Origin of the sequence: Pseudomonas sp. RG1 (genome assembly GCF_025910115.1) — a bacterium.
Lineage (GTDB): Bacteria > Pseudomonadota > Gammaproteobacteria > Pseudomonadales > Pseudomonadaceae > Aquipseudomonas > Aquipseudomonas atacamensis.
Map to the genome: position 1 here is coordinate 33,824 of NZ_JAPCIK010000017.1, position 21,878 is coordinate 55,701.

Here is a 21,878-nt window from a genome sequence, read left to right on the forward strand (position 1 = left end):
CACCCGGCCTTTTGCGCGGGCGCTGCCCAGGCGCGCCCGTCCTATTGCGGATACAAGGATTTTCAACGATGTCGTTACACCCTGATCTGGAAGCTTTTCTCGACCTCGCTCAAGACAGCCAGGACGCCGGCCTGCCGGCCATGCACCAACTGACCCCGAGCGAGGCCCGCGCCACCTTCGAACAGACCACCGCGCAACTGCGCTGGCCGGCGCCGCAGGATCTTGAAGTCACCAAGATCGAAACACAGGCCCGTGACGGTGCGGCGCTGGCGTTACGTTTGTATCGGCCCAACGGTATTGAATCGCCGCTGCCGGTGCTGGTGTATTTCCACGGTGGCGGATTTGTCGTTGGCAGTCTGGATTCCCACGACGGTGTCTGCCGCGAGTTTTGCCAGCGCACGCCGTGTGCGGTGCTTTCGGTCGGTTATCGACTGGCGCCGGAGCATCGCTTTCCGACGGCGCTAGAGGATGGCGAGGACGCTTTGGCCTGGCTGGCCGAACAGGCTGCGAGCCTCGGCCTGGATGGTTCGCGCGTTGCGTTTGGCGGTGATAGCGCGGGTGCCACGTTGGCGACGGTGCTGGCGATTCAGGCTGTGCGGCAGCCGCACACGGTGGCTATCGCGCCGAAGGCGCAGTTGTTGTGTTATCCGGTGACGGATGCTTCGCGGGTGCATGATTCGCGGCTGTTGTTTGGTGAGGGGTACCTGCTCGAGAACGACACGCTGGAGTGGTTTTATCAGCACTATGCGCGAGGGCCGGAGGATTATCTGGATTGGCGCTTTTCGCCGTTGCTGGCGGAGGATCTGCGCGGGGTTGCGCCGGCTATTGTGCTGCTTGCCGGGTTTGATCCGTTGCTGGATGAAGGGCAGGCTTATGTCGATAGGCTGCGTGGGCAGGGGGTTGAGGTCGAGGTCGAGGTATGTGCCGGGTTGACTCATGATTTGTTGCGGTTGGGGGCGGTGGTGCCTGGGGTTCTGGAGGTTTATTTGCGGGTGGGTGGGGCGCTTGCGCGGGCTCTGGTTTAGTGTGCATATCCGTTTCCGCGGGTGTTGCTGATTACGGTTCCGCCCTTACGGCGGGTCACCTTTTTCAAACGCCGGAGTGCCGGCCCAGCAAAAAGGTAACCCAAAAGGCTTGCTCCTACGTTCGGCCCTCGCAGGCTCGGGTTCCTTCGCTGCGGGACTGATCCGGGCGCAGCGGCTCCGGTTTGCTTCGCTGCACCTCCTTCCGCTGTGTCTGGCTGCGCCAGACGGTCGCTGCGCTCCCACCCCCGGATCAATCCCTCCACTCAGCCTTCCGACGTCGCCGGTGGATCAAGATCAAAAGCACTCGAGCTAACGCTCATTGTTGAGTGGTGAAAAGCGTGTGGTCTGCTTTGGATCTGTGTTGGATTCGCCCCTCATCGGAACGCCGCCCGCCCAGCCCTCTCCCGAGGGAGAGGGAGCCGATTTGCGGGCTTTTCAGAATCTGCATTCGACTCGATATCGCAAGTCGGCGTATTTCGCCTGAACACCTCGGTCAGTCCCCTCTCCCTCCGGGAGAGGGCTAGGGTGAGGGGCTTTTGCTCTGGCTCTTGATCTTTTGCCCCTTCGGCAGGCTGCGCCCGGATCGGTCCCGTAACGAAGGTACTCCGAGCTTTAGCGAGCGGGCCGTACGCCGGGGCAAAGCCTTTTGGGTTACCTTTTCGCCGGGCCGGCACTCCGGCGTTTGGAAAAGGTGACTCGCTGTAAGAGCGAAACCGCCGGTGGCAGCCCCGCAGCAACGGATATGCCCCCAATCCCAAAAACCAAAAAGCCCCGCCAAAGCGGGGCTTCTAAACAACATCAGACCAATCAGAAATCAGCCTTCACCGACATCACAAAATTGCGCGGATCCCCGTAGAAGTTACCGAACCCCTCGGTACCAATGGTCGCGTAATAACGCTTGTCGAACAGGTTATTGCCGTTCAACGCCACCGACCAGGTGTCATCGATCCGATAACCGATGCGACCGTTCCAGACCGCATAACCCGCGCCATCGACATTGTCCCCGCCCAGGGGCGAAACGCGGTAGGTACCTGTCTGCGCATTGACACCCGCACCAATGGTCACACGATCCAGCGGCCCGCTCAGGGCGTAATCACCCCAGACGCGCAACAGGTGACGCGGCACGTAGGAGTTGTAGACCGCGCCATCCTGAGTGGCGTCGGCATCTTCCAGCACTTTGGTCTGGGTGTAGGTATAACCGGCCAGCAATTGCAGGCGGTCGATCACTTCACCGCTGACTTCAGCTTCAAAGCCCTGGGCGCGGACCTTGCCTGAGTTGATCTGGCAGGAGCTGTCTTCGCAGCGCAGGTCATCCTGGGCCGCGTCTTTCTGGATGGTGCGGAACAGGTTGAACGTGGTGTTCAAGCGACCGTCGTACCATTCACCCTTGATCCCCAATTCGTAGCTCTGGCCAATCAGCGGCTTGAGCGTGCTGCCGTCGATGGTTTTGTACGAGCCTTGCGGGGTGAAGATGTCGGTGTAGCTGGCATAGGCGGTCAGGTTGTCGTTGAGGTCGTAGAGCAGGCCGGCGAACGGCGTGACCTGGCCGGTTTCGGTGGACTGGGTGTTGACCTCGGTGCCTTCGCCGCGGAAGTACTGCACCGAATCGGTATCGGATTTGTACCAGCTGACCCGGCTGCCGAGTACCAGGGTCATCGGGTCGGCGAGTTTCAGGCGGGCGATCGAGTAAGCGCCGTATTGCTTGATGTGCATGTCCACCGGGCCGCCACGGGAGGCGTTGGCCAGGTAGTAGCTTTCATCCGGCTGCGGGATGTTGTGGTTCGGGTTGAACACGTTCTGGCGCTGTGGCAATGCCGCCACCGCATAGAAGTCGTCCTTGTGCGAACGGCTGGCGTTGGCGCCGACGATCAGTTCGTGCTGCTGGCCGAAGGCGTCGAATTTGCCGTCGACGTAAGCATCGAAACCGTAGTCGCGCTGATCGTAGTCATAGGTACTGCCGAGCATCAGCGTATTGGTGGCTGTGGCGCCCAACGGCACTGTGCCGCTCGGGAAGGAATATTCCATGTCCTGGGTGTTGCGCGAGTAGACACCGGCGACTTTCAGCGACCAGTCATCGTTGAACTGGTGTTTGACGTCGGCGAAGTAGGTGGCGCGTTTGCTGCGCTGGTTGTTCCACGAGGTGTTCAGGCAGGTGGAGCGTTTCAGGTGCAGGTCGGAGCCGTCGGCGTAGCGCGGCAGGCCGCCCCAGCACGGGGTGGCGTCGACGTCTTCATAGGCCATGCCCAGACCGAGGGTGGTGTCGGGGCTGAGGTCGAAGTCCAGGGCGCCGTAGTAGATCTGGTCGCGGCGTTCAGCCACATCGTAGAAATACTGACGGGTCTGCTGGGTCACCACGGCGCGGCCACGCACGGTGCCGGCGTCGTTCAGCGGGCCGCCGGTGTCGACCTGGCCGCGATAGTTGTCCCAGGTCCCGGCCGACAGCGACAGCTGTGTGTGCGGGGTGTCCTGGCCGCGCTTGCGCACGAAGTTGACGCCGCCGGCGGTGCCGCCCGCGCCCTTCATCATGCCGGCCGCACCGCGGAGGATTTCCACGCGGTCATAGATGGCCATGTCGCTGTTGAAGCTGTCCGCCTGCACGTAGCTGCTGCCGATGTCCAGCGGCACGCCGTCGTACTGGTACTGGCCGGTCATGCGGAAACCGCGCGAGTAGAAATATTTGCCGCCCATTGGCGAGTCGTAGACGGTGATGCCCGGGGTCTTCTCCATCACCTGTTCGATGGTGTTGAGGTTCTGGTCGTCGAGCATCTTGCGGGTCATCACCGTGACCGACTGCGGCGTTTCCTTGAGCGAGTGCACGCCCTTGCCGATGGTCACGCCGCCAGTGGTGTAGGAGTTGCTGCCTTCGGTGGTGGCGCCGAGGCGGTTGGCGTTGACGTTGGTCGGCGCCAGTTCCATCGCGCTGCCGCCGGTGGCCGGGCCGAGCACGGTGACGGTGTTGCCGTCACGCTGATAGCGGATGCCGGTGCCGCTGAGCATGGCCTTGAGCGACTCGTCATCCTGATAGCGGCCGTTGAGGGCGCTGGAGCGCAGGCCTTGCAGGCTTTCCGGGCTGTAGACGATTTGCAGGCTGGTCTGCTGACCGAGGGTTTGCAGGGCCTGGGCCAGCGGTTGGGCCGGGATGTTCAGGGTCCATTCCTGGGCCTGGACATACGGTGCTGTCGCGAGGGTCAGTGCCAGACCCAGGCCGCTACCGGCCAGGCGTGTGCGGGTCGCGCCGTGCATCAGCAGGGCTCGAGTCAGAGGGCGAAGCATGAAACGGGATGCGGACATGAGGTTAAGACCTTGGCAGGTATAGTTGTTAATGGTTCTTATTCATCTCATTAAGACGAGGAAGCCGCGGCAAACCGGAAAAGTTTTTTCTCCGGCCCGGTCGCGGCTGCCTCGATCAAGCGGTTTGCAGTTCGCTTCTGACCTTGCCGGCCTCCATGCGCACCAGTTGATCGGCGACGTCGAAGTAACGGTCGTCGTGGGAAATCACGATGATGGTCTTGCCCAGACGCTTGAGGTCGGGCAGCAGCTCGGTATAGAAGATCCGCCGGAAGGTCGGGTCCTGATCCGCCGCCCATTCATCGAACACCAGCACCGGGCGCTCTTCGAGCCAGGCGTTGACCAGTGCCAGGCGTTTGCGCTGGCCGGTGGACAGGTCGGTGGTGCTGAACGCGCCGTCGCGCACGCTGACCTTGTGCGCGATCTCCAGACGTTCGAGGTAGCGGGTGGCATCCTGCGGCACTTCACGATCGCCCTGGATCAAGTCATCGAACAGGTAGTAGTCGGCGAAGATCGTCGTGAAGTTCTGCCGGTAATCGTCGCGGTTGACCGCAGTGATCGGCTTGTCGTTAACGCGAATTTCGCCCTCGGTCGGCGCGTACAGGCCCAGGAGCAATTTGATCAGCGTGGTTTTACCGCAGCCGTTCTCACCGACGATAAACACAATGTCGCCCTGTTCGATGCGCAGGTTCACCGGGCCGAGGCGGAACGGTTCGCTGCCTTCGACGGGCGGGAAGGCGTAGCGCACGTTGCACAGTTCCAGGCTGTTGACGGCGGCTGGCTTGCTGCCCTGATCCTGCAGCAACAGGTGCGGCTCCGGTGAGGAGAACTGTTCGCTGAGTTCGGCAATGCGGCGGAAGGCAATCTGCGCGCGGCTGATGATCGGCAGGGTGCTGATCAAGTGTTCCAGCGGCCCCTTCATGTACAGCAGCACCAGAACGAAACCGCTCATCACCGCTTTGTCGGCACTCGGCCACAGCGATTGCAGGGCCAGGGCCATGCCGATGACCACGAAGAACAGCATCGAGCCAAACGACTTGGCGATGACGAAGGTGTTGATCGATCTGATCTGGGTGTCGCAGATTTTCTCGGCGGTTTTCTGAATGCCGGCGACGAACATGCGCTGACGGCGCGGGCGGTGAATGCGCAGTTCCTTGGCGCCTTCGGCGATCGCGTTGTAATGCTTTTGCAGTTCGTCTTCGGAGTCGCGGGCGGCGTAGAAGCCGCGCATGCCTTTGGCCCGGGCGATGGCCTGGATGGTGGTGCCGATGGCGATGGCCACCAGCATCATCAGAAACATCGGCCACGACAGCATGGCCAGGTAGCCGAGGCAGCCAAGGGTCACGGTCATCGAAATCGCCAGCGGCGCGAAGGCGAAGGCGAAGTCGCTGATGGTGTCGACGTCGTGGGTCAGCACCGGAATCAGGCGATGGCTGCGATAGCGTTCGATCTGATCGATCGGCGCCGACAGGACTTTCTCCCCCAGCTCTTTGCGCAGTTTGGCGATGATGTGCTGGCCGACGTAGTTGGTGCCGATGTCCGACAGGATCGTGGTCAGCAGGGCCAGGGCACAGAGGCCGGCGAAGATCATCACCACGGTGCGGGTCAGGCCGTCATCGGAATGCAGGGCGTTGTTGATGGTCGCCAGCAGCACGGTGACGCTCAGGCCGCCGAGCATGCCGAGCACGATGGACGCCGAAACGATCAGGCGGAAGGGCTTGAGCAGGGCGAACAATTCGTTGATCGCCCCACGCGTAGGCTTGGTCATGGAGGATTCCTGCTTCGATGCGGAGGGAGTGCCGGTACTTAAGGAAAACGAATGGTCGCGGAGTTTCTTTAACCGAGCGCAGGCGTGGCTGCGCTCGTCGAGGGCAGTGTCAGAGGTCGCGTACTACGCGAAAGCCCAGCCAGTCGCCCTTGCTGGTCGGCCAGCTGCTGTTGCGGTTGCCCGAGCGCGAGAAGATCGGCGCTTCGCCCCAGTCGTTGCCGCGCATGACCTGGCGTTCGCAGTTTTCCTGGGTCCATGGGCGACCGTCGGCGGGTACGCCGGAGTAGTCCGGGTGGTAGCAATCGGCGGTCCATTCGTAGACGTTGCCGTGGGCGTCGAACACGCCAAACGCATTGGCCGGGAAGGTGCCGGCCGGCGAGGTGAAGTTGTAGCCATCGGCCGCGCCGTAAGTGTTGGCGTGCCTGGAAATCTGGTAATCCTTGCCCTCATCGAACGGGAACGGGAAAGGCCCGGTGCTGCCGCCACGGGCGGCGTATTCGCGGATCGATTCGCTTTGCAGGCGATAGGCGTGGCCGGTCTTTTTCGACAGCCAGTCGATGTAGCCCTGGGCTTCGGCGACGTTCATGCACACGGCCGGGTCGCGGGGCGTCTGTTTGAATTCCGGCTTGCCGGCGGTGCAACGGCGCCCCGGGCGATCATCGAAGTCGTAGGGCTTGTTGCCGGTCTCGCGCACATAGGCGTCCCATTCGCCCACCAGCACCTGCGAGCGGCTGATAGCGAATGGTTTGCTGAACGTCACGGTGTGCAGCGGGCCTTCGTCGGGTTGGCGGCCGACTTCATCATCCGGCGTGCCCATGGTGTAGCTGCCGGTCGGCAGCACGACCATTTCCGGGCAGTCCTTGCAGTCCTTGAACACTTTGCCCGCAGCAGGCGCGGTCGCCGCCAGCGCGCTGCCGGGCAACAGCGCAGCGCAGAGGGCGCTTAGCGCCAGTGCGGGCAGGGCTTTGGAGAGGAGTGACGCGTGAGGCTTTTTCATGGGTCGTCTCTTTAAAAGGAAAACGGCAGTCGAGGGTCAGGCACGCAGCTTTTTGCCGAGGATGTCCATGAAGCGATCCACTTCGGCTTCGCTGTTGAGCAAGCCCGGGGCGGTGCGAATCACCGGCCCGACGTCGCGACTGACCGCGTCGCAGATCACCCGGTTTTGCATCAGCCAGGCCGCCACTTCATCGCTGTCCTGGCCCCTGATCCGGAAGAAGGTGAAACCGGCGGAGAACTGCGAGTCGAGCGGGGTCACCAACTCGATGTTGCGGTGCTCCTGCAAGCGTTGCTTGAGGTAACTGTTGAGCTGATGAATGCGCGTCTGCACCTCGGCTTTGCCCAGTTGCAGGTGCAACTTGAAGGCTTCGTCCAGCGCCCAGCGATGCTCGAAGGCGTGGTAGCCGCCCGGGGTCATGATGGTCGAGAAAGCCGTGGCCTCGGAGAAGGTCGGCACGCTGGGGCTGACGTATTTCAGTTCTTCGGTACGGCTGCAGACGATGCCGGTGCCGCGCGGGCCGAACATCCACTTGTGCGTGCCGGCGATGAAAAAGTCGCAGTTCATCTGCGGGAAACTCAGGTCGTCGACGCCAAAACCGTGCACGCCATCAACCACGTAGATCAGCCGATCCTTGTCCTCGCGCTGACGGTTGTGCTCATCGACCAGCCGCGAGATCTCGCTGATCGGCAGCTTCACGCCGCTGCCCGAATGCACCCAGGTCATGCCCAGCACACGGGTCTCGGGGCGGATATTGCGATTGATCGTGTCGAGCACCTGATCCAGAGAAATGCTCTGCGGGGTTTCGAACAGCTTGAGTTTGCGCACGCGCGTGCCGTCACGCCGGCTGCGGAAATCGAGGATGTTGCGCGTCGAATAATGCTCGTGAACCGTGGTGAGAATTTCCTGATCCGCGCGCACCTGCACGCTGCCGTAGATCATCGCCAGGCCTTCGGTGGTGCTGCCGGTCAGGGCGATCTGCGCCGGTTTGGCTTGCAGATACTGGCCGGCCCAGTGGCGCACGTTTTCTTCGCGTTTCTCGGTGACGCCCAGATCCCAATCCATCGCCAGACCCGGATTCAGATCCAGCGCTGCGCGATGGCGTTCGATCGCTTCGCGCACCGGTTTCGGATGTGAGGTGACGAGGAAATTGGCGAAGTGAATCGCCTGAGGATCCTGATCGAACATTTGACGCAACTGCGCCCATTTGTCCCGCGAGGCATTCGGCACGGCAGCGACGGCCGCCGGTGCAGTCAGGCTGGCGCCCAGGGGCAGGGCGGCGGCGAGCAGGCCGGCCTGTTTCAGAAAAGTGCGACGATCGGTCATGGTCGCGCCACCTCCTGGCGTGACGCCAGCGCCGGTTTCGCGGCTTTTTGCACCTGATCCCAGACGCGCATGAAGTTGCCGCCCCAGAGCTTGGCGATGTCCGCTTCGGAGTAGCCGCGCTGCAGCAGTTCGGCGGTGACGTTGCGGATTTCGCCGACGTTTTCCCAGCCCTTGATGCCGCCGCCATCGTTGAAGTCAGAAGCAATGCCGACGTGGTCGATACCGATCTTGCGCACCGTGTAATCGATGGCGTCGCCGAAGTCCTTGAGGGTGGCTTTCGGTTCTTCTTCGAGGATCGCGTAGAGGCCGCTGGCGTACTGGCCGAGCTTCTGCTCCGACCAAGCGGTGATGATCGGATCGCCCGGCATCAGCGCCATGGCCAGATTAGGCAGTGGCGGCAGATCGAAGCGCGCACGCAGCGCATTGAGTTTGTCCTGTGTGCCTTCGGTCAACGGTTTCAGGTACTGCGAGAAGGCGACGACCTGCACCACGCCGCCACTGTTCTTGATCAATTGCAGCTCTTTGTCGCTGAGGTTGCGCGGGATATCCACCGCCGCCCGGGGCGCCGAGTGCGAGGCCACCAGCGGTGTGCGGCTCAGTTCGGCGACTTGCTCGAGTGCCTTGGTGGACATCTGCGAAACATCGATGATCACGCCCAGATCGTTCAAGCGCTGCACCGCTTGTTTACCGATGTCCGACAGACCATCGAGGGCGTCGGGCGAGTCATTGAAAAACGGCAGCGGCCGCGACGAGTCGGCCCAGCTGTTGTTGCCGATGTAACTGAAGCCGAACATGCGCATGCCGCGCCCGGCCCACAGGTCGAGCTTGCTCAGATCGTTGCCCAGCGGGTAGGCGTTGAGCATGCTGATGAAAATCGCAAATTTGCCTTCGCCGTGCAGGCGGCGGAAATCATCCGGTGTGTAGGCGATGCCGGCCTGATTGGGAAAGTCGCGGACAATCCCGGAAATGATCTTGTAGCGCACTTCCTGCTGGTTGCGCGCCTCTTCGACAAAACCCTCGGTCGGACGGTGCGGGGCGTTCGGGCCGTTCCACATTTCCGGCCAGCCGAACACCGTCAACGCCGCGCCAGACAAGCGCCCACGATTGGCCTTGACCAGGTCGAACTGGCCCGAGCCATCCTTGTCGGCTTCGTGATCGTGGCTGCCGAAACTCAGCGGCACGGTGATGTGGCTGTCGAACGACAGCAGGCGATCCTGCAACTCGGTCGCCTGTTTCATCACCTTCACCGGGTAGCCGGGGTTGTTCAGGTAATCCCAGGCCAGAAATCCTGCGCCGGCACTGATCGCCAGGGCCAGCGGCAGGCCGATGAATAGAGCCTTTTTCCAACGCGGTTTTGTCATTGCCATCTCATTCAGGTTCGCCGTCGAGGTGCAGGCGCAGGGGCCTTTGCTATCTGGGAAGAACGAGTGGCTGCACGGCTAATTTAGGTGTGCGTTACAAATGCCCGGCAGCGGCGCGGGTGATGTTTGCCGGCAGCGTAAATTTCCGCGCCGAGCAAACGTTCTAGCTTGGATAAAGCCTGCTTCATGGCTGACACAGGTAGGGCAATGACGATCTCTCGACGCTGGTTCATGGCGGGCATGGCACTCACGGGCGCCGCGCTGCCTGCCGCTTTTTATGCACATCGTGAACTGACTCGCGAGGAGTTTCCGATCACCCCGGGCGAGGCCACGGTCGATCTGGCGGACACCGCCGGGCAACAGCTGGCGGACAATTTGCGTGGGGTCTGGGACATTCGCTTTACCGGTGCGGCGGCAGGGCTTGATGGTCTGCCGGCGCAAGGCCTGGAGCTGTTTCTAGACATTGCCCATCGTGGGCGCGGCTTGCGTGGTTATCTCGACACCGGCGCGAATCTGCGTGCCGAAGGGCCTGTGCGTTATCAAGTCATTGGCGATCTGGCACCGGGCAACGGCGCCGAGATGTATTGGCGCCTGCTGCGCACCGATGCGCCACTTGCGCCGCCGGTGTATGAATTCAAAGTCAAACTGGATGAAGTCTGGGCGGCGTTCGGCAATGCCGGCAGCGCCACGTTCACCGGGCAAGTGCTGCGTCTGGACCGGCCGTTGGCGTTGCCCGAGCAGGACAATCAGTTCATCGCTATCAAGCGGCGTTTTCCCGAGGCCCGTGAACGCACCGGGCTTAATCCGCAACTGTTGGCCTGGCTGGTGGCGCCCGAGCATCGGTTGTTCCACCAGCTCTGGCACGCCACCCGCGACAAGTGGCACAAGCTCTCGGAGAAAAAACGCGAGGCCTTGCGCGGCATCGGCTGGCAGCCCGGGCCACGTGACAAGGAGCGCGACGCCCGTGGGCCGAGCAAGGATCGCAATGGCTCGGGCGTGGACTTTTTCTTTATGCATCGGCACATGCTAGGCATCGCCCGTTCGATGCAGGATTTGCCTTCCTGGCCGGCGTTCCCGCAGCCGCAGCCTGAGCTGGAACGTGACCGCCAGGGCTTCGCCCGCTATTTCGACAATCACGACGGCAATTCGCTGCCGCCGACCTGGCTGGCCGAGGGCGATGACGAGTACACCAAATGGGTCAGCGACATCAAAGCGGCGGAGACCTTCCAGAGCAATTTCCTGGTTTGGGAATCCCAGTACCGTGACCCGCGATACTTATCGAAATTGACCCTTGGCCAGTTCGGTTCGGAAGTCGAACTGGGCCTGCACGACTGGCTGCACATGCGCTGGGCCTCGGTGGCGCGTGATCCGTCCAACGACATTCCGGTGCCGATGGCGCGCGATCAGGCGGACTTCGCCGCGCGCTGGTATGCGCCGGAAAACGACTTCCTCGGCGATCCGTTTTCCTCCCATGTGAACCCGGTGTTCTGGCGCTTTCATGGCTGGATCGATGATCGCCTGGAAGACTGGTTCCGCGCCCATGAACGTTTTCATCCGGGCGAAGTGAGCCGTCTGGAAGTCAACGGCGTGCCATGGTTTGCACCGGGGCGTTGGGTGGAAGTCGCCGACCCCTGGCTCGGCCCCGACACCCACGGCTGCAGCACCGTGCCCGGCCTGCAAGTCGGACGCTCAGTGGAGATGGACCCGGAAACCATGAAGCTGGCGCTGCGTATCACTTTTGGCGACGAAGACAACATGACCGAACTGTTCCGCAAAGTGCCACAGCGCCCCTGGTATGCGCGGCATCTGAAGGTCAAGGGCCGACAGCTCTAGATTGGTTCAACACACACATATTCAGAATAGTTCGCAATCCCCTTGTGGGAGCGAGCCTGCTCGCGAATGCGGTGTGTCATTCAGATGCATCAGTGCCTGACAGGACCCCTTCGCGAGCAGGCTCGCTCCCACAAATGAAATTCGGTCTGGACAGAAATTTTCGGCACGACCAAGGCTCCCTGTGGGAGCGATCCTGCTCGCGAAGGCGTCAGTTCAGTCGACGCGTTGCCCTCAGATCACCTCCCAGCCACCCCCCAACGCTTTGTACAAGGCAATGCTCGCCTGCAATCGCGACAGGCGCAGTTGTACGTTGAGGTCTTGCGCCGCATACAGCGTGCGCTGGGTTTGCAGGACGGTGAGCAGGTCTTCGGCGCCGGCCTGGTAGCGGCTCTGGGCGATGTCGAAGGCGGTTTGTGCCTGGTTCAGTTCTTCGCTTTGCCATTGCCGTTGTTCGTCGAGGCCACGAATGCTGCTGAGGGCTTTTTCGACGTCGGCGAAGCCGTTGATGATTGCCCCGCGATAGGTCTGCAGCAATTCGTCCTGCCGCGCCTTGGCCTTGTCGCGTTCGGCGCTGAGGCGGCCGTTGTTGAAGATCGGCGCGGTCAGCCCCGAGGACAGGTTGTAGAACGTCGTGCGCAGCAAATCGGCGGCCAGATCGGCGCCGCTGCCGAGGCTGGCGGTCAGGGTGATTTTCGGCAGCATCGCGGCACGGGCGACGGTGACATCAGCCTGGGCTGCCGCGAGCTTGGCCTCGGCGCTGGCAATGTCCGGACGCCGACTGAGCAAGTCGCTCGGCACGCCGCTGGCGATGTCCGGCCAGTGCAATTGGGCGAAGGATTGCGTGGGCAACGGCAACGCTTGCACCGGTTGGCCGAGCAGGGCGGCGAGGCTGATCAGTGCTTCGCGGGCCTGGTGTTGCACCAGCGGCAGACGACGCTGTTGTTCGGCCACCAGGCTTTTCTGCTGGGCCAGTTCCAGCGCGGTGGCGCTGCCGGCGTCGAAACGGGTCTGCACCAGCTGCAGCACATTCTGCGCATTTTTCAGATTGAGTTCGGCAATGCGCGCCTGCTCACGCAAGGCCAGGGCCTGGGTGTAACTGTTGGCGACGCCGCTGAGCAAGGTCAGCTCGACGGTGGCGCGGTCGAACTCGCTGGCCTGCACGCCGAACACCGCACTGTCGCGGGCGGCACGCTTGCCGCCCCAGAAATCGACTTCGTAACTGGCGCTGAGCTCGGCATCGTAATAGTCCAGCGAACGATTCTCCGGGCTGACATCCAGTTGGCTGTAGCCCTTGCCGTGAATCAGTTTCTGCCGGTTGGCATTCAGCCCGGCCTTGAGCTCGGGCAGCAGCGGGGCGCCGGCGATGGTTGCGCTGGCCTCGGCCTGTCTGACTCGCGCCACGGCGGCGGCGAGGTCATAGCTGCCCAGCCGCGCCTGTTCCACCAGCCGCTCCAGCTCGGGGCTGCCGAATTGCGTCCACCATTGCCGATTGCTCTGCAGCGCGCCGGGGGTGTCGGCGGACTGCCACGCGCTCGGTGGCTGCACGCCGCTGTCCAGGCGCGGCGCCGGGCTGCTGCAGGCCGCCAGCAACAGGCTGGCGGCGAGGAAGGTCAGTCGCACTTTCATAGGTCGATCATTCACTGGTAAGGGCCGTGACCGGGTCAAGCCGGGCAGCTTTGCGGGCCGGCATAAAGCCGAAGATGACGCCGGTGACCAGCGCACAGGCGAACGCACCGATCACCGCCAGCGCTTGAAAGGCAATCGCCACGCCGCTGAGCAACAACACGCCGCCGACCAGCAGCGCCAGGCCGATTCCGGCGATTCCGCCGACCACCGAGAGCATCAGCGCTTCAGTGAGAAACTGACGGAGGATGTCGCGCTGACGGGCGCCGGTGGCCATGCGAATACCGATCTCGCGGGTGCGTTCGCGTACGGTCATGAGCATGATGTTCATCACGCCGATACCGCCGACCAGCAGGGAAATCGCCGCAATTGCCCCCAGCATCAGCGACAGCGTGCCTTGCGTGCGCGCTTCGGCCTGGATCATCGCGGCATTGTTGGTCAGCTCGAAATCCTTCTTGCCGTGGTGCCGACGCAACATCGCCTGCTCGATGGCCTGTTCGGCGTCCTTGACCTTGCGCGCGTCCTTGGCGGCAATCACCACGTATTGCGGATTGCGGCTGCCGAACAGTCGCGTGCTCGCCGCCGAATAGGGCACGGCAATGCGGTTGTCGCTATCAGAGTCGCCGGAGCTGGCGCCTTTTTCGGCGAGCACGCCGAGGATCTGGAACGGCACGTTTTCGATGAGGATGTATTGACCGATGGGGTCGGCGACATCCTTGAGCAATTTGTCGCGGACCTTGGTGCCGATCACCGCGACGGCGGCGGCCCTGTCCTCGTCGGCCTGGGTGAAGTAACTGCCCTGGATCACCGGCCAGTTGAAAATCTGCGGAAAGTTGGTGTCATTGCCGCCGACGTAACTGCTGTGGTCGGCATTGCCAAAGCGCACCCCGGCGGTCGAGCCGTTGACCGGCATGATCCGTTCCACCTGGGGCAGGGCGGACAGTTCGGCAACGTCGTCGAGGGTGATGATGCCCTCCGGCGTGCGGGGGTTCGGCGCCGAGCCGCTGAGGTAAATGATGTTCGAGCCGAACGCACCCATTTGCGCCATGACCTGACGCTTGCTGCCTTCGCCGACGGCGAGCATGACCACCACCGAGGCCACGCCAATGACGATGCCCAGCAGGGTCAGCGCCGTGCGAAAGCGGTTGATCCACATCACCCGCCACGCCGCTTGTACAGCGTCGAGCAGTTCACCTTTCCAGGCGCCGGTCTGGCTGCTGCCGTTGCTCAGGCGCTGGCGCAGGTCGACCGCTTGCAACGCCCCGGGATTGGCCACAGGCGGCGCGCACGCGTGCTCGGCGCTGTCACTGATGATCAGGCCGTCACGGATTTCGATGATGCGTTTGGCCCGTTGCGCCACTTCGCGGTCGTGGGTGATGAGGATCACCACATGGCCTTGATCGGCGAGTTCGTCGAGCAGGGTCATGACCTCGGCGCCGCTGTGGCTGTCGAGGGCGCCAGTCGGCTCGTCGGCGAGGATGATATGGCCGCCGTTCATCAGCGCACGGGCGATCGACACCCGCTGTTGCTGGCCGCCGGAAAGCTGATGCGGGCGATTGCCGGTGCGAGTGCCGAGGCCAAGACGTTCCAGTAGTGCGTGAGCTCGGGCATGCCGCTCGGCGGCCGGGGTGCCGGCATAGATCGCTGGCATCTCGACGTTTTCCTGGGCCGAGCCGGAGGGAATCAGGTGGTAGCCCTGAAAGACAAACCCGAAGGCTTCGCGGCGCAGCCAGGCCAGTTCATCGCTGTCCAGCTGCGCGACATTTTCCCCGGCGAACAGATACTCGCCGCTGGTGGGACGGTCGAGGCAACCGAGGATATTCATCAGCGTCGATTTGCCCGAACCGGAGGCGCCGACGATGGCAACGAACTCGCCGGCGTGGATCGACAGATCGATCCCGCGCAGCACTTCCACCCGCGGGCTGTCATCACCGCCATAGGCTTTGCGGATCTGCCGCAGGTCGATCAGGGGCGTGTGCATTCAGCCTCCATGACCAGTGGCCGGCGCGCTGAGAACATGCTCGCCCTCGGCCAGACCTTCCAGCACTTGGGTGCGCAGGCGATCGCTGATGCCGGTGCGTACTTCGCGCGCCTGAATATCACCGTTGGCAGCGACGATCTGCGCTCGCTGCCACTGCGGACGCGAGCCCGGTTGCAGGGCGGCAGTCGGCACGGTCAGGGTGTCTTGCGCCTGTTCGGCGACGAAGAACACCTGCGCGGTCATGTCGGTCATCAGGCTGTGATCGGCGTTGTCGACGTCGAGCAGCACGGTGTACAGCACCACCCGTTCGCTGCCACTGCGACCACTGGTTGGACTGCCGCCTTGATTCTGTTCAAGCGGACGCGGCGGCACCGGCAGGATCTGCCGCACGGTGCTGCTCCAGCGCCGAGTGCCGCCGCTGAGGGTGGTGAAGTAGGCGGTCATGCCGGGTTTGACGTGGCCGATGTCGGCCTCTGAAACCTCGGCCCACACGGTCATCGGCGACAGTCGGGCGATGCGCAGGATCAGCGGGGTCTGTTGTTGCGCGTTGAGGGTCTGGCCTTCGCGCGCACCGACGGCGACCACGGTGCCGCTCATCGGCGCGTAGATGCGCGTGTAACCGAGTTCCGCCTCGTCACTGCGCAGGCTGGCCTGGGCCTGACGGATCTGCGCCTGGAACATGTCGATGCGCGCCTGGGTTGCGCGAACCTCGGCGCGCGCGGTCTGCACGTCTTCCTCGCGGGTGGCGCCACCGGCGGCGAGTTTCTTCTGGCGCTGGTATTTCTGCTGCGCCAGATCGTGCTGGGCACGTTGCTCCTGCAGCTGCGCCTTGAGGTTCTCGATGGAAAAGCGCCCGGCATCGAGCTTGGCTTTCTGTGTCGACGGGTCGATTTCCAGCAGCAACTGGCCTTCCTTGACCGTATCGCCGGCCTCGACGTGAATCTTCTGAATCTGCCCCGAAGCCTGTGCGCCGACATCCACATAGCGGCGCGGCTGCAAGGTGCCGAGCGCTGTCACGCTGTTTTCGATATCGCCGCGGCTGACCTGCACAGTGGCAACGGCGTCGCGACCGGGTGGCAAGACTTGCCAGGCAGCGACGGCGATCACGGGAATCAGACAGAGGGCGGCAAACAGCGCGCGACGGGCGGGGCGGGGACGATTCATGCAGGGATCCGGCCAGTGGTTGCGGCCCGTCGCAAGGCACGACAGACACAGGGGCTGTCCTGTAAACGAGGCATGGGCGACGGAATTTAGCCGCAGACACATCGAGTTACCGCAGCCGGGCCACGACTATTTGTCCGGGATATGGAATCAACTCTTTAAATCTATATGAGAATTACTATAAATTACGCACCTCAAGTTGCCACTATCTTGCTACTGCGTGATTTGCAGGTCTGATCAGTGCGCTCAAGGACAGAAACGGCATCGATGCGGTCGGGAGTCATGTTGGAAAACTACTATCGTGAGCTGGTGTGTTTCCTCAACGCCAGACTGGGCAACCGTCAGGTCGCCGAGGATGTGGTGCATGACGCCTATGTACGGGTGCTGGAGCGCTCCAGCGAGGTGCCGATCGAACAACCCCGGGCCTTCCTTTATCGCACCGCGTTGAACCTGGTTATCGACGATCACCGCCGCAACGCGCTGCGCCAGGTCGAATCGCTGGACGTGCTGGATAACGAAGAGCGCTATTTCACTCCCTCGCCTCACGGCACCCTTGATCACGGACAGCGCCTGGAAATGCTTCAGCGCGCACTGGCCGAGCTGCCGCCGCTGTGCCGCGACAGTTTTCTGCTGCGCAAGATCGAAGGAATGTCCCATCCGGAAATCGCCCAGACCCTCGGCATCTCCCGGGCGCTGGTGGAAAAACACATCGTCAACGCCATGAAACATTGCCGCTTGCGCATCCAGCAATGGGATCGCCAGTGAGCCGCGCCGGTTAAATTTCCTTTCATCGTCCTCGTTCCTACTCAACAGACGACCTGCTGACCTGATTCAGGCCGGTCAGGCCACCCAGGCTTTATTTCCCCGCGTTGAGGGGTTCATCCAGAGGACACTGGAAATGACACAGGCAATTGCATCGCCCATCGTTCACGACCTGATCGGCGTCGGTTTCGGCCCTTCGAACCTGGCACTGGCCATCGCTCTGCAGGAGCGCGGCCGGATCCAGGGCGAACTGGATGTGCTGTTCCTCGACAAGCAGGCCACTTACAGCTGGCACGGCAACACCTTGTCGACGCAGAGCGAGTTGCAGATTTCCTTCCTCAAGGACCTGGTGACCCTGCGCAATCCGACCAGCCCTTACTCGTTCGTCAACTACCTCAAGCACCACGGGCGTCTGGTCGATTTCATCAACCTCGGCACTTTTTATCCATGCCGCATGGAGTACAACGACTACCTGCGCTGGGTGGCCGGGCAGTTCACCGAGCAGAGCCGTTATGGCGAAGAAGTGCAGTTCATCGAACCGGTTTTGCACAACCAACAGGTCGAGGCATTGCGGGTGATTTCCCGGGGCAGCGACGGCCAGCAATTCGTGCGTACCACACGTTCGGTGGTGGTCAGCGCTGGCGGCACACCGCGCATTCCAGAGGCGTTCAAGGCGCTGAAGGGCGATCATCGGGTGTTCCACCATTCGCAGTATCTGTCGCAAATGGCCAGACAGCCGTGCGTGAACAATCAACCGATGAGCATCGCCATCATCGGAGGCGGGCAGAGCGCGGCGGAAGCCTTCATCGATCTGAACGATTCATTCCCGTCGGTGCAGGTCGACATGATCCTGCGTGGTTCGGCGTTGAAGCCTGCGGATGACAGCCCGTTCGTCAACGAGGTGTTCTCGCCGGAATTCACTGATCTGGTGTTCCAGCAGAACAGCGTCGAGCGCGAGCGTCTGGTCAACGAGTACCACAACACCAACTATTCGGTGGTCGACATCGACCTGATCGAACGCATCTACGGCATCTTCTACCGGCAGAAGGTTTCCGGGATTGCCCGCCATGCGTTCCGCACCCTGACCACCGTCGAGAGCGCCACTGCGACGGCAAATGGCATCGAACTGGCGGTGCGCAACAATGCCACCGGCGAAGTCACGGTGCGAATCTATGACGCCGTGGTGCTGGCCACCGGTTACGAGCGGCAGATGCACCGCAAGTTGCTCGCGCCGCTGGAGGAATACCTCGGTGAGTTCGAGGTCGATCGCAACTACAAACTGATCACCGACGAGCGCTGCAAGGCCGGCATTTATATGCAGGGCTTCTGCCAGGCCAGCCATGGCCTGAGCGATACGCTGCTGTCGGTGCTGCCGATTCGCGCCGATGAAATCGCTGGCTCGTTGTACGAGCATGGCAAACAGCGCGGGCACAGTCGCTCGGTGGCGGAGCTGTTGTTGGCGACTGCCAGCTGAATCTGCATTGCCTGACATATCGCCTTCGCGAGCAGGCTCGCTCCCACAATGGTTCTGTGAGCGCAGGCCAGAATGTGGGAGCGAGCCTGCTCGCGATGGGGCCATGGAAAGCCCCACAGATCCTGAATCTGAACCCTTCCTGAACACCCCCCACATTCCCCGAAAACACCTCTTCCCGCCGTTTCGCTGCGGGCGTAAGCTGCGCGCGTTTTCATCAATTGCGGAGACCCACAGTGGGTACTTGTTCGAGTGACAGTTGTCGGCCGGTCTCGATCACCGGCAGATTCTCGGCAAGATAACGCGCAGCCTTTCCCTGCCGTTGTCTCGCCGTAACAGCGAGCAGCGGCATCCCGTGCACGGCCGGTTTTGGGTCGTGTCTCGACGTCCTTCTCATCGACGCTGAACCAGGTGTGATGGCGACCTCAGTCGTCATCGCGGCCTATCGACAGGCCTGTCATACCCGACCGGCGTGCCACGCCTTGCCGTGCCGGTTTTCCCGGTGCCAGGGCGCGGCGGTACCTGCCCGACGGTTTCCCGGCTGACCACAGGGGACACAGCCATGAAACTCACGCTCAAGGAATTTTTCGCAGGCTTTCTGCGCAGCCGCCATATCGCCCGGCACTTCCGTCGTCTGGCGCTGCTGGATTCGATCAATGACACCACGGTCAGCCGTGAAGTGCCGCCGACGCTGGCCAACACGCTGGTCGCTGCCGCCCATGAAGACAGCGCTGCGTTGCTGTCATCGCTGGGCACGCACGGCGAGGGGCTCACCGAGGTCGAGGCCGATGCACTGCGCGCGCAACACGGCCTCAACGAAGTCGAACACGAGCAGCCGCTGCCGTGGTGGACCCATCTGTGGCACTGCTACAAAAACCCGTTCAACCTGCTGCTGACTCTGCTCGCGGTGATCTCCTGGCTGACCGAAGACCTCAAGGCGGCCGTGGTGATTTTTTCCATGGTGGTGCTGTCGACGCTGCTGCGCTTCTGGCAGGAGAGCAAATCCAATCAGGCCGCCGATGCGCTCAAAGCCATGGTCAGCAACACCGCCACGGTGCTGCGCCGGGATGGGCCACGGCGGGAGCTGCCGATCAAGCAACTGGTGCCCGGCGATCTCGTCGTGCTCTCGGCCGGCGACATGATTCCCGCCGATTGCCGCGTGCTCAGCGCCAAGGACCTGTTCGTCAGCCAGGCAGCAATGACCGGTGAGTCGATGCCGGTGGAGAAATTCACCCGGCAGACCGATCGCGACACGCGTAACCCGCTCGAGCTGGACAACATTCTGTTCATGGGCACCAACGTCGTCTCCGGCAGCGCGATTGCACTGATTCTCACCACCGGCAACAGCACCTACTTCGGTGCGCTGGCGCAACGGGTCGGCGCGACGGACCGCGCGGTGACCTCGTTCCAGCAGGGGGTCAACAAGGTCAGCTGGCTGCTGATCCGCTTCATGTTCGTCATGGCGCCGCTGGTGCTGTTCATCAACGGTTTCACCAAGGGCGACTGGAGCGAAGCGCTGCTCTTCGCGCTGTCGATTGCGGTTGGCCTGACCCCGGAAATGTTGCCGATGATCGTCACTTCGACCCTGGCCAAAGGCGCCGTGTTTCTGTCGCGCAAAAAGGTCATCGTCAAACGCCTCGACGCGATCCAGAACTTCGGCGCCATGGACGTGCTGTGCACCGACAAGACCGGCACCCTGACTCAGGACAAGATCTTTCTGGCGCGTAATGTCGACGTCTGGGGTGAGGATTCTGACGCTGTGCTGGAACTGGCCTACCTCAACAGCTACTACCAGACCGGCCTGAAAAACCTGCTGGATGTCGCCGTGCTCGAACACGTGGAAGTCCATCGCGAACTCAAGGTCGGCAGCGTGTTTCGCAAGGTCGATGAGATCCCGTTCGACTTCAATCGCCGGCGCATGTCGGTGGTGGTGGAGAGCCGCGGTCAGCCCCATCAATTGATCTGCAAAGGCGCGGTGGAAGAAGTGCTGGCGGTGTGCAGCCGGGTGCGTCACGGCGAAGTTGATGAGGCATTGAGCGATGAATTGCTGGCGCGGATTCGCCAGGTCACCGGCGCTTTCAACGCCGAAGGTCTGCGCGTGGTGGCGGTCGCGGCTCGCTCAATGCCAGCAGGTCGTGAAATTTACAGCCTGGCCGATGAGCAGGAACTGACGCTGATCGGTTACGTGGCGTTCCTCGATCCGCCGAAGGAAAGCACCGCGCCAGCGCTCAAGGCTTTGGCCGAGCATGGCGTGGCGGTCAAGGTGCTGACCGGTGACAACGAACTGGTGACGGCGAAAATCTGCCGCGAGGTCGGCCTCGCCCAACAGGGTTTGCTGCTGGGCAATGACATTGAGCGCATGAGCGATGCTGAGCTGGCTATGGCGGTCGAGACGACCAACGTCTTCGCCAGACTCACGCCATCGCACAAAGAGCGCATCGTCGGCATTCTCAAGGGCAACGGCCATGTGGTCGGATTCATGGGCGACGGTATCAACGACGCGCCGGCGCTGCGCAGCGCCGACATCGGCATTTCCGTGGACAGCGCGGTGGACATCGCCAAGGAAGCGGCGGACATCATTCTCTTGGAAAAAAGCCTGATGGTGCTGGAGGAGGGCGTGCTCGAAGGGCGGCGCACCTTCGCCAACATGCTCAAGTACATCAAGATGACTGCCAGCTCCAACTTCGGCAATGTGTTCTCGGTGCTGGTTGCCAGCGCGTTCATCCCGTTCCTGCCGATGCTGCCGATGCACCTGCTGGTGCAGAACCTGCTCTACGATATTTCGCAGATCGCCATTCCGTTCGATAACGTCGACAACGAGATGCTGAAACAGCCGCAGCGCTGGCAGCCGGCTGACGTCGGGCGCTTCATGCTGTTTTTCGGCCCGATCAGTTCGATCTTCGATATCACGACGTTCGCCTTGATGTGGTACGTGTTCGACGCCAACACGCCGGATCACCAAACGCTGTTCCAGTCCGGCTGGTTCGTGGTCGGTCTGCTGACCCAGACGCTGATCGTGCACATGATCCGCACGCCGAAGATCCCGTTCCTGCAAAGCCGCGCCGCCATGCCGCTGCTGGTGATGACCGGGGTCATCATGGCGGTCGGCATCTTCCTGCCGATGGGGCCGCTGGCGCATTACTTCAAATTGCAGGCGCTGCCGTCGCTGTATTTCGTGTTTCTGCCGGTGATTCTGCTGGCGTACATGGCGCTGACCCAAGCCGTTAAAGGCTTCTATATCCGCCGGTTCGGCTGGCAATAACCGCCATGGAATGCTTTCCCCTG

General features: G+C 62.3%; 13 protein-coding genes. 5 read left to right on the forward strand and 8 right to left on the reverse strand.

What is annotated here, in order from left to right; genetic code table 11:
- Window positions 1–68 precede the first annotated feature (68 nt).
- Entirely contained in the window at window positions 69–1,025 is a 957-nt protein-coding gene (locus tag OK411_RS10450) for an alpha/beta hydrolase (protein WP_264364837.1), read from the forward strand.
- 807 nt (window positions 1,026–1,832) lie between these two features.
- Here the strand turns inward: OK411_RS10450 and OK411_RS10455 are convergent.
- From OK411_RS10455 to pvdM, 5 genes are all read right to left on the reverse strand, one after another.
- Window positions 1,833–4,316: a TonB-dependent siderophore receptor gene (locus OK411_RS10455; protein ID WP_177434113.1), complete on the reverse strand. Its 2,484-nt coding sequence runs from the start codon at window positions 4,314–4,316 to the stop codon at window positions 1,833–1,835.
- Between the two features lie 115 nt (window positions 4,317–4,431).
- Window positions 4,432–6,081 carry a cyclic peptide export ABC transporter gene (locus OK411_RS10460; protein ID WP_264364838.1) on the reverse strand — a complete coding sequence of 550 codons (1,650 nt, stop codon included), beginning with the start codon at window positions 6,079–6,081 and terminating at the stop codon, window positions 4,432–4,434.
- A 109-nt stretch (window positions 6,082–6,190) separates the two neighbouring features.
- A complete protein-coding gene (locus OK411_RS10465; protein WP_076567034.1) occupies window positions 6,191–7,078 on the reverse strand; it encodes a formylglycine-generating enzyme family protein in 888 nt (295 codons plus the stop codon).
- Between the two features lie 36 nt (window positions 7,079–7,114).
- Window positions 7,115–8,401, reverse strand: a complete 1,287-nt coding sequence (locus OK411_RS10470; RefSeq protein WP_076567036.1) for an aminotransferase class V-fold PLP-dependent enzyme — start codon at window positions 8,399–8,401, stop codon at window positions 7,115–7,117.
- Window positions 8,398–9,762, reverse strand: a complete 1,365-nt coding sequence (gene pvdM / locus OK411_RS10475; protein WP_264364839.1) for a pyoverdine-tailoring dipeptidase-like protein PvdM — start codon at window positions 9,760–9,762, stop codon at window positions 8,398–8,400. Before pvdM ends, OK411_RS10470 begins: the two co-directional genes overlap by 4 nt.
- Window positions 9,763–9,969: 207 nt before the next feature.
- On the opposite strand from pvdM, the gene OK411_RS10480 reads away from it, so the two are divergent.
- On the forward strand, window positions 9,970–11,595 hold the full coding sequence (locus tag OK411_RS10480; protein WP_122602446.1) for a PvdJ/PvdD/PvdP-like protein: 1,626 nt from the start codon (window positions 9,970–9,972) through the stop codon (window positions 11,593–11,595).
- A gap of 231 nt (window positions 11,596–11,826) precedes the next feature.
- On the opposite strand, the gene OK411_RS10485 is transcribed toward OK411_RS10480, so the two are convergent.
- From OK411_RS10485 to OK411_RS10495, 3 genes are read right to left on the reverse strand one after another with little or no spacing between them, the layout of a single operon-like run.
- Window positions 11,827–13,221, reverse strand: a complete 1,395-nt coding sequence (locus tag OK411_RS10485) for an efflux transporter outer membrane subunit (protein WP_264364840.1) — start codon at window positions 13,219–13,221, stop codon at window positions 11,827–11,829.
- 7 nt (window positions 13,222–13,228) lie between these two features.
- On the reverse strand, window positions 13,229–15,199 hold the full coding sequence (locus OK411_RS10490) for a MacB family efflux pump subunit (RefSeq protein WP_264364841.1): 1,971 nt from the start codon (window positions 15,197–15,199) through the stop codon (window positions 13,229–13,231).
- Window positions 15,200–16,363, reverse strand: coding sequence for an efflux RND transporter periplasmic adaptor subunit (locus OK411_RS10495; RefSeq protein ID WP_264364842.1), 1,164 nt, complete (start codon window positions 16,361–16,363; stop codon window positions 15,200–15,202).
- 279 nt (window positions 16,364–16,642) lie between these two features.
- Between OK411_RS10495 and OK411_RS10500 the strand changes: the two genes are divergently transcribed.
- The 3 genes from OK411_RS10500 to mgtA all read left to right on the forward strand — a co-directional run bounded on the left by OK411_RS10500 (window position 16,643) and on the right by mgtA (window position 21,855).
- Complete coding sequence (locus OK411_RS10500; protein ID WP_264364843.1) at window positions 16,643–17,125, forward strand: sigma-70 family RNA polymerase sigma factor; 483 nt, start codon at window positions 16,643–16,645, stop codon at window positions 17,123–17,125.
- 133 nt (window positions 17,126–17,258) lie between these two features.
- Window positions 17,259–18,596, forward strand: coding sequence for a lysine N(6)-hydroxylase/L-ornithine N(5)-oxygenase family protein (locus OK411_RS10505; protein ID WP_041478512.1), 1,338 nt, complete (start codon window positions 17,259–17,261; stop codon window positions 18,594–18,596).
- A gap of 559 nt (window positions 18,597–19,155) precedes the next feature.
- The gene (gene mgtA, locus OK411_RS10510) at window positions 19,156–21,855 is read left to right on the forward strand and encodes a magnesium-translocating P-type ATPase (RefSeq protein ID WP_264364844.1); all 2,700 of its coding nucleotides are present in this window, start codon (window positions 19,156–19,158) and stop codon (window positions 21,853–21,855) included.
- Window positions 21,856–21,878: the final 23 nt, after the last annotated feature.